The following is a 13,983-nucleotide window of genomic DNA, read 5'->3' on the forward strand; positions in this document are numbered from 1 at the left end:
TCAATGATATAATGAGCGTTCTAGTCAATAAAAATTCTAAAATAATTGTACAAGGTTTCACTGGCTCTGAAGGAACTTTCCATGCCGGACAAATGATTGAATACGGTTCTAATGTAGTAGGTGGCGTAACTCCTGGAAAAGGTGGCCAGCAACACTTAGACAGACCGGTATTCAACACGGTTGAACAAGCAGTATTAGCAACAGGAGCAGATGTTTCAATTATTTTTGTGCCACCGGCTTTCGCAGCAGATGCTATTATGGAAGCGGCTGATGGAGGTATCAAAGTAATCGTTTGTATTACTGAAGGTATCCCTACCAAAGACATGGTTGTGGCAAAATCCTATATCCAAGGCAAGAACGTTCGTTTAATTGGCCCTAACTGTCCGGGTGTTATCACAGCAGAAGAATGTAAAGTAGGGATCATGCCAGGCTTTATCTTCAAAAAAGGAACTATCGGTGTGGTGTCAAAATCAGGTACCCTTACATATGAAGCGGTTGACCAGTTGACTAAAGCAGGTTTAGGACAAACAACAGCTATTGGTATTGGTGGTGACCCGATCATTGGTACTACTACCAAAGAAGCAGTAGAACTATTGATGAATGACCCTGAAACTGAAGGTATTGTAATGATTGGTGAGATTGGTGGTGGTATGGAAGCAGAAGCAGCTCACTGGATTAAAGAACATGGTACTAAACCGGTTGTAGGTTTCATTGCAGGTCAGACCGCCCCTAAAGGTCGTCGTATGGGTCATGCAGGAGCTATTATCGGTGGTGCTGATGATACTGCCGCCGCCAAAATGAAAATCATGGCTGAGTGTGGTATTCATGTAGTAGCTTCTCCGGCTGATATTGGTGCTACTATGCTAAAAGCCCTTGGTAAAGCATAATTGAAAAATTTTATATAGATGATAAAGGTCAGATGTGAAAATCTGACCTTTTTTTGTTAATTTCGCGCAAAAATTCTGCTTAATAGATTGAAAAAAGGCCTTTATATACTTTTCCTGTTGATTTCCTTTCATTCGTTTGCTGGAACTGTTGGGCCAAACGGAGGGTATTACTTAGTACATGATTATCATGACGACTGGCAGGTATATAGCGATCGCATGAAAGCCTACGTACCTTATATTGCCGAGCAGCACGTCAATTACCCCTCTCATACCGTATTCTGTGATATCGAAAGTAACCGTGGCTATAGCTTATTGGTACATGCCCAAAAAGAAGACAACTTCTTGTTTATCAATGGCTCGTTACGCCAGAAGATTCCCAGCAACCAGTGGATTGTATTGAATATTGATAGTTTATATAAGGTATACGAGCAACCGCAGATTTATATTACTTTATATGGTTCGCCAAATATCGAAGATAAAAAGCTGTATTTAGGCCATAAACGCCAATTGAACCAAAAACCGATTGTTCTGGCCGAATCAAGCATTAAAGCTCAACCCCGCACACCTACTCCCTACAAAAACTATTTTGTGTTGGTGTCGATGTTTATCCTTGTCGTCTTTACTTACTTATCAAACTCTTATGTAAGAGCCTTTGAACGATATTATAACCTGCGTGATTTGTTCAATACATTAGTCCGGGATCAATCTTTTCTTATCAATAAGCCATTGAGCCGGATGAATATTATGTTTATTGTGATGTTGGCTATGATTATGAGTTTCTTCTGTATGTTGTTACAGAGTAAAGGGATTTATGTTTTTGGTGCGAGAACATTTCTGCAAGAAGGTGAAACGCTGGGCGTATTGGCCTCTAACTATTTCAGGATATGCCTGGCCGTATTTATGGCGCTCATTTTCAAATATTTCTTTATCAGCCTTATCGGGCAGTTGTTTAACCTTGAAAAAGTAGTCGATTTACACTATTTCAAAATTATACAATCCTCTATTATTTTCTATACTTTTCTTGTGCTGGCATTGTTGGTTTTGTTTTTAGAATATTTCCCGGTAGATTTTAACTGGACAGCCTATCTCTTTACGCCAATTATTTTGTTTTACCTTATAAGGTTCCTTATCCTGTATTTTACGATAAATAGAAGTGTACCTATACAAAGTCTTTATTTAATTTCGTACCTTTGCATCGTAGAACTGTTGCCTATTATACTCGGAATCAGATTCGCTATTTAATTGTTAGGAATATAATAGACGAAATAGCTAAATTATTGTTGAAAATTAATATCAGAAATAAACTCTGTACTTGAAACCCCGCAATTTGGATGAGTGAAATGACAGATAAACTTCTTCAAGAACGCCTCCGTAAAGTTGAGAGCATTTTAGTAACACAGGCCAGACCAACTGACGAAAAGTCTCCCTACTTTGAATTAGCCAAGAAATACAACCTCAAAGTAGACTTTCGCCCTTTTATTGAGGTCAAAGGCCTGGACCATCGCGATTTTCGTCGCCAGAAAGTGGATATTTTAGCCCATACAGCTATTATCCTGACTAGCCGGAATGCGGTAGACAATTTTTTCAGAATAGCCAAAGAATTACGCATCGAAATACCGATTGATATGAAGTATTTCTGTATTTCGGAGCAAACGGCTAATTATCTACAGAAATATATAGTTATCAGAAAACGTAAAATCTTTGTAGGACAAAAAACAGCTGCTGACTTAGAAGCCCTGATTCTGAAACACAAAAGCGAAAAGTTCCTGTTTCCGTGCTCAAACATTAGAAGCAACGAGATTCCGAATCTCATGAATCGCAATGATCTTCATTTAACAGAAGCTATTATGTATGAAACTGTACCTGCTGATTTATCTGATCTGACAGAAGTTTTCTACGATATTATTTGTTTCTATAGTCCATCAGGAATTACGTCTCTGGACTCCAATTTTCCGAACTGGCAGCAGAACAATACCCGATTGGCAGCCTTTGGCCCAACAACTGCCAAAGCCATTCGTGATGCAGGTTATATCCTCGATATAGAAGCGCCACTGCCCAATGCTCCATCCATGACCGGAGCGCTGGAACTCTACATCAAAAAAGCAAATCATCTTTCATAGAATTTATTAGGCTAAACCACAAGTTTAGCCTAATTTTTTTCGTTATAATATTACAAATAGTATTTTTGCTTATATTGCTCAAGGAAAAACAGAAGACCCCTGGCCTACTATGAAAAAATTTTACATTGTAATATTGTCTTTGACATTTTTTACTGCTTCAGCTCAACAAGATACGCAATTCAGTCATTATTACTTTAATCAGTTATTCTTCAATCCGGCTACTGCTGGTTCAGAGAATGTTACGCGCTTTCAGGCTCTCTACAGAACACAATATACAGGCTATCAAAGTACGTTCGATGATGGAGGTGCTCCGGTATCACAGGTAATATCTGCAAATATGCCCTTAAGAATGATTAAAAGTGGGGTAGGGCTTACATTCGTAAACGATAAAATAGGGTCGAGTATCCAGAGAGATTTAAAACTATCTTATGCTTATCATATTCCGGTAGGAGGAAGCCAGTTGGCGATAGGTGTAAACGGTGGACTTTATACCAGAGGGATAGATTATGGACGTCTGCGCCCAAGAGATGAAAATGACCCACTTCTGGGTACAGGAGTAATAAGCCAATCATCGCTTGATTTAGGAGCAGGGGCTTATTTCTATAATCCAAGTTATTCAATAGGTTTATCAGTCAATCACCTCAATGAACCTAAATTTTCGCTTGCCTCTACAGGTGCAACTAACGTGCTAGACCGTAGTGCGTATCTCACAGGAACTATGTTATTTGGAGTATCGTATATGATTGATGTAAGCCCGATGTTCATCTTAAGCTCAAATCTAAGTAATATGAGTATTACGAGCTTCTCAGCGGGTGCAATTGCTACCTATGACAATACCTATTATTTAGGGGCTAGCTATCGTGTGGGCGATGCCGTGACAGCCCTTTTAGGAGCTAATATTTTAAACGGAAGCCTAAGAGTCGGCTATGCTATAGACGTAATCGTTGGTGGAGCACAGGCAAAGAGTGCTACTACTCATGAAGTAATGCTTAGCTATGCCTTATCGCCGCCACGTGCAGGTAAAAAATCAATTATCCGCACACCAAGATACAGATACTGATATGATTTGATAATCAGGGCGATAGAGGGATTTTTTAAAAATTAAGGTTAAATGACTCTTAATTTTTTAATGATAAATTTTAACTGTTTTTTAGACAATTATTGTAACTTAGTTGCCTAATTGAGAATAAAGAGTAAATATTTTTGGTAAGGAAAAATTTTAAAGTTTAATCAGGAAAAAACGCTATTGGTGAATAAGAATAAATTTGTCTTCTTATTCCGCAACTCTCAGATTATCATTTTGGCACAATATATGCCGTTTAATAATAAAATGAGACACGTCTTCTCTTTTCTTGAGTGATTGATTAATTTTCAATACAGGCTTGTAAAATTACCCGAATCGGTTCAATATTTGATTAAATTGGCGTCTTTTGGCTTAATAATTGCTATAGAAGTGGAGTGCTACCCAAAAAATCCAATTTTTTTCATAACTTTGTCTATTAATACAATAATGTTTTCATAAGCCTCGTTTTTACAACAAATAGAGTAAGTACCCCAAAATATAGATTATTAACTTGTTTTACGCTATGAACAAGCAAATGCTTAAGACCGTATTTAAAAGTCTGTTAATCGTTGCCCCAATTATTATAATGCAAGGTTGTGGTTCTGGTAAGAGCCCACTTGGTGGTTTATTTGGTGGAAAGAAAGGAAAAGAAGGTAGTAGTAAAGTAGCTGGAGCTGACGGTATCCGCAATGGGCAAATTAATGCTTTTGCTCGTAAAGGTTACAAGCAGGTATCTCCTGATGGTATGGTTCTGATTCCCTCGGGGTCTTTAATGATGGGACAAGCAGATGAAGATGTAATGTCGGCGCGTGTTTCAATGAACAAAAGAGTAACGATTGTGCCTTTCTACATGGACGACACAGAGATTACTAATCATGAGTATCGTCAGTTTGTAGATCGTATGGTTGAAGACTCGGTTTCGGTACTTGGCGAAGAATTTATCATGTCTCAGTTGTATCCTGATACATCTGTTTGGACAAAAGATTTTACTTATCATAACGGCGACCAGATGACAGAGTATTATTACTCGTCTCCTGCATTCGATATGTACCCTGTAGTAGGTGTAAGCTGGGATGCCGCTAAATATTTCTGCAAATGGCGTTCACAATTATATAATACTTACTTAACAGAACACAAATCTTTCCGTTCTCCACGTTATCGTTTACCTTCAGAAGCTGAATGGGAGTGGGCAGCACGTGGTGGAAAAGAGGGTGCTAAATATCCTTGGGGTAACCCTTACGTAGCCAATGGCAAAGGTTGTTTCCTTGCCAACTTCAAACCATACCGTGGTAACTACCGTGCGGATGGTTATCCTTACACGGCTCCTTCAAATGCCTTTAATCCGAATGATTATGGTTTATACAACATGGCAGGCAACGTAGCTGAATGGTGCGAAGATGCTTATGCAGAATCTTATATGCCTGTTACCTGGGACTTGAACCCTGTATATAATGACGAAAATGAACCACGAAAAGTAATTAAAGGTGGCTCGTGGAAAGACGTAGCATACTTCTTGGAAACAGGTACCAATACTTACGAATATCGTAACGAACGTCGCTCATATATCGGTTTCCGTTGTGTAATGGACCGTTTAGGAAGCGTTCCGGGAAGAGAATAATATGGAATCTATGCATTGCGAAGTATGAAGAGCAAGTGTTCGTTTAAGAATGCTATCCTTCATATTTCGCAATTCTTTTAGATAGAAGCTTGTTAGCTGATAGTTTTTACCCAATAGAATATTCGTCATAGCGGTTAGATTATTTAAAATCACTGATCGATAAAATTTCAGACAAATTCTACCGTTATAATCCATAAAATAAATTTGTTGCTTTAATTTTTAATTAGAACAACAAATTCTTTATTTCGTGTCTTAATAACCTTTTTATAGATCTTATAATAAAACTCTTAATTTATTTAAACAAATGGCAGCAAAGAAAAGTACAAACTTCTTTTGGGATAGATTCATACCAACAATTTATGCATTGGGTGCGGCGGTTGTAATCTTGGGTGCGATGGGTAAAATCATGCACTATGAGGCCCTTGCATTTATGCTTCCCATCGGATTAGCAACTGAAGCAGTAATCTTTATCCTATACGCAATCCAGTCATTCCTTTTCCCTCCGGTAGATTATCAATGGGAAAGAGCTTACCCTGAACTAGCTGATGATTATACAGGCGAACCTGTAAAAAGAAATATCGCGCCAACCCAAGGTGCAGGCTTAACAGCGAAAATGGACGATATGTTGGCAAATGCTAAAATCAGCCCGGATATTTTTGATAACCTTAAATCAGGTATCCAAAGCTTAACTGGTCAGGTAGCTAAAATGTCAGATTTGAGCGATGCTACTGTAGCAACCAGCGAATATGCTAAAAATGTAAAAACTGCATCAAATCAGGTAACTGCGATGAACAGTGCGTATGGTACAGCTGTAACAGCGATGAATAGCATGGCAGATGCGACTAAAGATGCACAGGAATACAGAGCGCAATTTGGTAAAATTACGCAAAACATGGGTGCGTTAAATGCTGTATACGAGTTAGAATTACAAGATACTAACAAGCACCTGAAAGCAATGAACGCTTTCTATAGCAACTTAACTACTGCAATGCAGGATATGGCTGAAGCCTCTAAGGAAACACAACAATTTAAGTCAGAAATGTCTAAATTGACTAATAACCTTAGCTCGTTGAATAACGTTTACGGCAGTATGTTATCAGCTATGAGAGGTAACTAATTAGTTATCTGTTTTTCTCTCATAAAGTTTTGGAACTATTATTGAGAGATATAAAACAACCTAAATTAAAATTTTTACTAACCGTATAATACTACTATATATATGGCAGGCGGAAAAGAGTCACCACGTCAGAAGATGATCAACATGATGTATCTGGTTCTGACGGCAATGTTGGCACTCCAGATAAGTAATGCTATTTTACAGAAATTTCAGCTATTAAATAATAGCATAGAAAGATCAAATTCAGCAGCAAACGAAACAAACGGTAAATCAGTACAAGCAATTAAAGATAAAATCGAGAAGGATGCAACTGCTGCCAAATATGCGGATGTATTGCGTCAGGCAAATGAAGTAAGAAAAATGACTGCTGAAATAGACGGTTATATTGCCGGTTTAAAGCAGGAAGTAATCAACGCAGGTGGCGGAATCGACCCTGTAACAGGGGGTGTGAAAAACCCTTCCGAAGAAGAAAAAGTAGCTATTCTGATGGTTGGTGCTAATAAAAATGGTAAAGGATACGAATTGAAGAAAAAACTGAATGATTTTAGTATAGCTCTTCAAAAATTCGCTGCACCTAATACTAAATTCTCTGAATTAGCGATTGATGCTTCACAAGACCCGGCATTGTCTAAAACGGATGCATCGACAAGAAATAAGGATTTTTCTGAATTATATTTTGCCCAAACACCTGTTCCGGCAGCTTTGGCAGTACTAAGCCAGAAACAATCGGAAGCTCGTCGCTTAGAAAGCCAGGTGTTGGAATATCTGGCGACTCAGGTAGGGATTAAAGAAATTAAATTTGATGAGATCTTTGCAGTGGTAATTCCTGATGCCCGTGCAGTAGTAGCGGGTCAAAAATACCATGCAGAAATAGCCATTGGTGCTTATTCAAAATCTATTACACCTCGTATCAGTATCAATGGTACTTCTGTTCCTGTAAAAGACGGTAAAGGTGTCTATGAATTGACAGCATCAGGTGGTGAATTTGATAAAAACGGGCAATTGAAACGTTCGTATACTGCAAGTGTTTCTTATCCTGCTCCTGATGGTAGCTTAAAAACAGTTACTAAAGAAGAATCTTATACTGTACTTCAACCTTCTGTACAGTTAGAGTCTGCTTCATTACCAGCGTTATATTTCAAATGTGCTAACGAACTCCAAACTTCATCGCCTGGTTTGGGTGCTTTGTATTCACCTTCTTTTGGCGGTTCTGGTGCTGAGTTTATTCAGGGTGGTGGCGGAAAAGTAACCGTTGTACCTAACTCTGCCAATGTAGTTTTGAGTGTCACAAATGGTGGATATAAACTAAAAGATTTCCCATTCAAAGTTCGTCGTGTGCCTAAGCCTACAGTGTATTTCACTACACAAGGAGGTAAAAGACTGGATGAGAAAAGGGGTGAATCTGCCGCAGGTTTAAGAGGTATCGTAGCAGTAGCTGCTGCTGACGACAACTTTAAAACTACCAATCCGAAAGACGCAAACTATCGTGTAGCTGAGTTCGAAGTGAACCTTGCCCGCGGTAGTAAGAAAGTGAATGGTGTATCGGGAAGCAGTTCTGCAAATATTTCCAGCCTTGCGCAACAAGCACAAGCAGGAGACCGTTATGTAATTGAAGTAAAAAGAGTAGAACGTAGAAACTTTAAAGGAGAAATTGAATCAGTTGACGTAGGAAGTGTCATTGTTACAGTACCCTTGAATTAAAAATAATTTATAAATTTCAGCTAATGAGAAAATTACAAGGCATGGCTTTGGGTATTGCACTAATAACCAGCCAGTTAGCAGTAGCTCAGGAAAAAACAAATAATCATTTGAATCCGCTTTCGGTGCGTCCGATTAATGATGCAAATGTGATGTACAAAACATCAATTTGGAGAAAGATTGATTTGAGAGAAAAACAAAATCAACCTCTTTTTGCCAAAGGTAGCGAGATTACTAAGCATTTGATGGATGCTGTGAAAGCAGGATTGCTTGATGCTTACACCAATGATTCATTGACTACTAAATTGACTTTAGAACAATTTAGCGAACGTTTGCAAATCAAGGAAGAAGGTGGTGGATTATCGCAGGAAGAAAAAGATGCAGGTTTTGCTGATACTCCTACAGCCGGCGGCGGAGACGATGGCTGGGGTGGTGGTGGCGGTGCTACAAAAACTAATGCGGCTGATAGCACAGGTGCGGGTTTTTCTACACCAACAGCTATAGCCAGTAGTGCAACTGAGTATTTCCCAAGCCAGCTGACAACTCTTGAGCTGAAAGAAGATTGGATTTTTGACAAACAACGTTCTCGCCAGTATTTCGATATTCAGTCTTTAGGAATAGTTATTCCGGCAGCACAAACTACTTTAGGTTTCGATCGTCCGGTAGCGTATTTCAGATACAAAGATTTAGAGCGTTATTTTCGTTCAAATCCAAAATGTATCTGGTACAATGCAGCTAATATAGCACAGCACAAAAATTTAGCTGATGCTTTTGAACTACGCTTATTCCACGGCAGAATTACTAAATTATCAAATGCCGGTGACAGAGACTTAGATGATATTTACAAATCAGCTCGTGAAGGTATGCTTAAATCAGAAGAAGCAGAGCATAAGCTGATGGAGTTCGAACATAATTTGTGGGAGTATTAAGAGTGATCTTAATCGACCAGAAAGGGGAGGAGCTTAAATGCTTCTCCCCTTTTTTATTGCTCAGCACAGTTCACACCAGAAATCCGGCAGTTCACGGATATTTTAACACTCTTTAACGTTTTTTAGCCTAAAAAATATTTTTTATAGTGCAACTTTGTGTCAGGGTTTTGCATCTAATAAGTGTAAGTAAAAAACGAGTAATAATCTGAGAAATAAAAACAACCGTTTATCCAGATATATGTCCATTCATCCAAAACAGAGAAAAATAATAGTACTATGTATAGCATAATACCAATTAAAACATATATCTTTGTATTGTCAATTAAGAAAGATGAATGCTCTCCAAAAATAAAATTATGAAAAAGCTATTATTAATATTCGCAACGATACTAATCAGCCTCAATTCGATGGCTATGGGTTTCCCACATAATAGTTATGGACAAAAACACGCCTTAAATAAGGCTACTAACCAGTCGGTAGCTTTAGTGGAGGCACAAGCATTACAAAATTCATTGATAGCTAGTACTGAAACAAAAGTGGAAGAAGACACTAATCAGGAGTCGTTTGTAGAAATGTGCGCAAACTATATAATCAGTTTGTTCACAGAGCATTTATTTAAAAGTAGAAGTATGGCGGTGAAATCTTTTGAAAAAGGTAACTGCGAATACTTTGCCATTAAACAAGATTTTGATTACCATTTAATTGGTTAAACATAAAGATTCTTATTTTCATACGGTTTAGTTAAGGTTTAGACAAAAAGCGTGGCTCTTTGAACCACGCTTTTCTTATTTTGAACCTGTTTAAACTTTTTATTTAATGACGAGAATGAGCTAATTTTTGCTCAGATGAGGCTAATTATTGAGTGCGTAGCAGAGCTGCGGACGAAAGAATTAGACGAAATATGAGTAAAAATTAGACATTCGTAGTCAAAAGAAATAAGTTTAAACAGGTTCTTTATTCATATGATAATCTAATCTTAGAACTGGAACAAAGGGTAATCCTGCATCCAGGTATTGATTTCCTGTTTAACAGCCATAATAGTTGCTGCTTTGTCATGATTCATCAATACATCGTCAATCAAATCTACAATTCTTACCATATCTTTCTCAACCAGCCCACGAGAAGTCATTGCTGCCGTTCCTACACGCATTCCTGAGGTTGTCATGGCTGTTTTATCATCAAATGGTACCATGTTCTTGTTTACAGTGATATCGGCTTGTATTAAAGAGTTTTCAGCGATTTTACCTGTTAATCCTTTCGGACGTAAGTCAATCAACATCAAATGGTTGTCTGTACCGTCTGAAATGATTTTATAACCGCGATTCACAAATTCAGTTGCCATTACTCTGGCATTTTTTTGAACTTGTACAGCGTAGTTATAGAAATTGTCTGTTAAAGCTTCACCGAAAGCAATTGCTTTAGCAGCAATGATATGCTCTAACGGGCCACCTTGCGTACCTGGGAATACACCTGAATCTAACAATGAAGACATCATTCTTACTTCACCTTTTGGTGTGGTAATTCCAAAAGGATTTTGGAAATCATTACGCATCATGATGACACCACCACGTGTACCACGAAGGGTTTTGTGAGTGGTAGTTGTAACAATATGACATTGGTCGAAAGGATCGTTCAATAAACCTTTAGCAATTAAGCCGGCTGGGTGCGAAATATCTGCTAAAAGAATAGCACCGATAGAATCGGCAATCTGGCGAAGACGCACGTAATCCCAGTCACGAGAGTAAGCGGAAGCACCGCAGATAATCAATTTTGGTTTTTCTCTATGGGCAGTTTCTTCAACTTTATTCCAATCAATCAAACCTGTTTCCTGCTCAACACCATAAAAAAACGGTTGAAAATATTTACCAGAGATATTTACAGGTGAACCATGCGAAAGGTGTCCACCATGCGAAAGATTAAATCCTAAAATTTTATCGCCAGGTTGTAAACATGCCAGAAAAACAGCCATATTAGCCTGCGCTCCTGAATGTGGTTGTACGTTAGCCCAGGTAAGGTTAAATAAAGCTTTCAGGCGGTCAATAGCTATTTGCTCAATCTGGTCAACTACCTCACAGCCTCCATAATAACGCTTGCCTGGAAGTCCTTCAGCATATTTATTGGTAAGTACACTACCTGCAGCTTCCATTACTTGTGGCGAAACGAAGTTTTCAGAAGCAATCAGTTCAATACCATGTAATTGGCGATTGTTTTCTTTCGTGATTAGATCGAAGATTTCGGTATCACGATAGAGTGTTGTTTGTACAGACATATTGATTGTTTGATGTACGATTTAAGAAGTACGAATGATAAGAGTAAGCACAAATTTAATGGAATGTTAGAAGAACAGGAATTCTGAACCAAATAATCTTTTGACAAAATTCTAAAAAGTAGATTTTTTCTTGAAAAAATGCTATTTCGAGCAAGCTCTCTATCGAAGCACAACAGCTCCCTTAATCATTTTATCAATCAATTCGCAGTTAGGTATATACGCTAACTCGGCCTGGTAGCTGCCTCCATATATAAGAAAGGGTGTAGGGCGGGATTTGAAAAAGGCTTTCCGATAAGCATCATCTAGCCTTTCAAGACCAAGATTTTGTCTTCTTTCATTAATCTCTATTTCAGTTAGTGTAGCAGATTTCTCTTTTTTCCAATAGAATCTTTCTTTCTTATCTTCCCAATTATTATTGGGGCAGTTTATATTATCTTCCAGCCTTACCTGAATAACTAATACCCGGCCCATTGTACAAGGCTCTTCAGTAGAGTAGCCTATTAATGACTTAATAATAGCCGGATGTGCTTTTCCCTCCCGGATGGCCTGCTTTACTATCGTTGAAACATCTATCTTGTCTACACTTTGTTGAAAAGAACTTGCAATAAGTATATCACTAATAATTGTGTTTTCATATAGGTAAGATGAGGCAGAAGAGGTATTTCTTTGAAAAGGTGGGGCTTGCGGATTGTTTTGAAAGATGCTGTTAAGGCCAAGTATATTTTCATCGAGAAAACCATGTACTTCCAGCATTTTATGGGCTATCAGCATATTATTTCGTATGATTCCAGAACCCTTTATCCCATTTAATTTTCGGAGACTATCTATTTGCTGCTTTAAATTTTTAGGCATGCTTTCTATAAAAACCAGACTATCGACGGGCATCCATTTCTGCTCTTTGGCATGCTCTTTAACGAAAGTCCTTAATTCAGGTGTAAGCGGAGTAATGGGTGAGCTTACCATTGAATGATACATCTTCTGCAGGGAATCCCGCAATTGGATGTTTATCTGAGGTTTTATGAGTTTAGCTTGTTTTTCAAAGCTTGCCCATTGTTTGCAGGTATCAGCTACATTTTTGAAGAAGAAATCTTTCCTGAAATTTTCAACCAGATACCCTTTGGCTACTATTTTCTCTAAAAAATCAAAAGCTATGGGCATTTTTCCAATTATTGTAGCACAGACGGCGGCATTATAATAATCTTTAGCGAATGGTTTCTCTACATTGGCAAAGGCTTCATTATAAAATGCCAGTGCTTCATGATAATTGGTATCAACAATAGCTAATTCAGCCTCATTAATGATGGGGTGGTAGATTCGGGTAAAATCTGTTTGTGCATAACTAATAGAGCTATAAAAAAAGAGTAGCAATAATAGTTTTTTCATAGAAAAAGATCGATATAGCAAAAATACTAAAAGCGTATAAAATTAAAAAACCAACTCAAATATGAGTTGGTTTCTGCAAGCGTTAACAAACGCTTAACATTTAAGAGAAATATTTTAAGTGCATAGCATACAAGCCTGTAAAAAGAGCTGAGCTAATCAGCGACGCTATTCCTATCGACCAGCCAATTGTGCCTCCAAGAATAATAATAGGAGCCAAAACCCCAATGACATTTCCGGCAATATATACATAGAATCCTTTTTTCTGCAATCCCCACATCCAGATACCACCTAAAATCAATAAAGCGGCCGAAATAAGGGTGACTACACCCGCAGTTACCAGATTTTTCTCACTGAAAAGCTTATCAGTTTCCTCCTGGCTTTTTTCTACCTGTTCCAATTCTTTGTCAGATAGGTATTTCGACATCATATCTACCATCATCTCGTTGGCCTGTTCTTTACTTGCTGCTACTTTTTCAGGTGTAAACACGTTTGGAATGGCCCCATAAAATTTATAGGCATTCCATAAAAAAGTAAGCACACACAAGATAGTCAGGAAGGTAGGCCGCACAGGTACGGTATTTTCCTCAAATGGATTCTGCATAAGGGTTTATTAATAATTTTTGAATCAGATAGCTGTTAACTCAAAAGTATACTCTTCCATAATCAGGTTTGCCAATAGTTTTTTGCAGGCATCTTCTACAATGCTTTCGGCAGTAGCTTTATCGGCAGCCTCAATTTCCATATTAATATGTTTGCCAATACGGCAATCGCCAAAACCCTGAATATCAAGGTTTTTTAAACCTAATAATACGGCTTTTCCCTGAGGATCAAGGATTTCTTTGATAGGCATTACGTCAATCGAAGCGAGGAATTTCATAAGTATCAACCCCCATTCCCGA

Annotated in this window: 13 protein-coding genes; 9 read left to right on the forward strand and 4 right to left on the reverse strand. The window is 38.1% G+C overall.

The genetic code is table 11. The features are described 5' to 3' along the window. The first annotated feature begins 11 nt into the window (after positions 1–11). The 9 genes from sucD to D0T08_RS06980 all read left to right on the forward strand — a co-directional run bounded on the left by sucD (position 12) and on the right by D0T08_RS06980 (position 10,142). Entirely contained in the window at positions 12–887 is an 876-nt protein-coding gene (gene sucD, locus D0T08_RS06940; protein ID WP_116981872.1) for a succinate--CoA ligase subunit alpha, read from the forward strand. An 87-nt stretch (positions 888–974) separates the two neighbouring features. Beyond that, positions 975–2,129 (forward strand): DUF4271 domain-containing protein, encoded by a 1,155-nt coding sequence (locus tag D0T08_RS06945; protein WP_116981873.1) that lies wholly within the window; start codon positions 975–977, stop codon positions 2,127–2,129. A gap of 89 nt (positions 2,130–2,218) precedes the next feature. Then, positions 2,219–3,007, forward strand: coding sequence for a uroporphyrinogen-III synthase (locus tag D0T08_RS06950; RefSeq protein WP_116981874.1), 789 nt, complete (start codon positions 2,219–2,221; stop codon positions 3,005–3,007). A gap of 109 nt (positions 3,008–3,116) precedes the next feature. Beyond that, positions 3,117–4,067, forward strand: a complete 951-nt coding sequence (locus D0T08_RS06955; RefSeq protein ID WP_116981875.1) for a type IX secretion system membrane protein PorP/SprF — start codon at positions 3,117–3,119, stop codon at positions 4,065–4,067. 538 nt (positions 4,068–4,605) lie between these two features. After that, positions 4,606–5,688, forward strand: a complete 1,083-nt coding sequence (locus D0T08_RS06960; protein ID WP_229238912.1) for an SUMF1/EgtB/PvdO family nonheme iron enzyme — start codon at positions 4,606–4,608, stop codon at positions 5,686–5,688. Positions 5,689–5,992: 304 nt separating this feature from the next. Beyond that, the gene (gene gldL, locus D0T08_RS06965) at positions 5,993–6,805 is read left to right on the forward strand and encodes a gliding motility protein GldL (protein ID WP_116981877.1); all 813 of its coding nucleotides are present in this window, start codon (positions 5,993–5,995) and stop codon (positions 6,803–6,805) included. Between the two features lie 102 nt (positions 6,806–6,907). Beyond that, positions 6,908–8,506, forward strand: a complete 1,599-nt coding sequence (gene gldM / locus D0T08_RS06970) for a gliding motility protein GldM (protein WP_116981878.1) — start codon at positions 6,908–6,910, stop codon at positions 8,504–8,506. A gap of 23 nt (positions 8,507–8,529) precedes the next feature. Further along, complete coding sequence (gene gldN, locus D0T08_RS06975) at positions 8,530–9,432, forward strand: gliding motility protein GldN (RefSeq protein WP_116981879.1); 903 nt, start codon at positions 8,530–8,532, stop codon at positions 9,430–9,432. Positions 9,433–9,788: 356 nt separating this feature from the next. Next, positions 9,789–10,142 (forward strand): hypothetical protein, encoded by a 354-nt coding sequence (locus D0T08_RS06980; RefSeq protein WP_147322724.1) that lies wholly within the window; start codon positions 9,789–9,791, stop codon positions 10,140–10,142. A gap of 266 nt (positions 10,143–10,408) precedes the next feature. Here D0T08_RS06980 and glyA read toward each other — a convergent pair whose 3' ends face one another. The 4 genes from glyA to purS form a co-directional block, all read right to left on the reverse strand. Then, a complete protein-coding gene (gene glyA / locus D0T08_RS06985; RefSeq protein ID WP_116981881.1) occupies positions 10,409–11,701 on the reverse strand; it encodes a serine hydroxymethyltransferase in 1,293 nt (430 codons plus the stop codon). Positions 11,702–11,860: 159 nt separating this feature from the next. Beyond that, a complete protein-coding gene (locus D0T08_RS06990) occupies positions 11,861–13,084 on the reverse strand; it encodes a hypothetical protein (protein WP_116981882.1) in 1,224 nt (407 codons plus the stop codon). 100 nt (positions 13,085–13,184) lie between these two features. Then, positions 13,185–13,685 (reverse strand): hypothetical protein, encoded by a 501-nt coding sequence (locus D0T08_RS06995; protein ID WP_116981883.1) that lies wholly within the window; start codon positions 13,683–13,685, stop codon positions 13,185–13,187. 24 nt (positions 13,686–13,709) lie between these two features. Continuing rightward, the gene (gene purS / locus D0T08_RS07000; protein ID WP_116982030.1) at positions 13,710–13,961 is read right to left on the reverse strand and encodes a phosphoribosylformylglycinamidine synthase subunit PurS; all 252 of its coding nucleotides are present in this window, start codon (positions 13,959–13,961) and stop codon (positions 13,710–13,712) included. Positions 13,962–13,983: the final 22 nt, after the last annotated feature.

The organism is Emticicia sp. C21 (genome assembly GCF_003418935.1).
GTDB lineage: Bacteria > Bacteroidota > Bacteroidia > Cytophagales > Spirosomataceae > Emticicia.